Source organism: Paenarthrobacter aurescens, assembly GCF_025421775.1.
GTDB lineage: Bacteria > Actinomycetota > Actinomycetes > Actinomycetales > Micrococcaceae > Arthrobacter > Arthrobacter aurescens_B.
Genome location: NZ_JAOEFX010000784.1, coordinates 1 through 231 on the forward strand (window position 1 = coordinate 1; position 231 = coordinate 231).

At 58.9% G+C, this 231-nt stretch carries 1 pseudogene; it reads left to right on the top strand.

Annotation, left to right across the window (positions count from 1 at the left end):
• Positions 1-15 precede the first annotated feature (15 nt).
• Positions 16-231 (top strand): annotated as a pseudogene (locus tag N7568_RS25575) (hypothetical protein); the annotation flags it as partial.

The window sequence follows — 231 nt, forward strand, 5'->3', positions numbered from 1 at the left end:
GCATCGATTACGCGGATGGCAACTTTGGCCGACAGCGGGCGCATCGATGAAGCGCAGGTCGATGATGAGATCGAACGATTGCGATATGCGTGGGGCTTGGCGCATCCCTCTGCGCTATCGACTGAGTTGCCAGGAGATGGCGAGAGCATGGACTTGTTCGATCGCTTGCAATTGAAGGCTGTCATTGAGGTGTGCCAGCAGGCGGACAGCCTGTCGGATGCCGGCCGACAG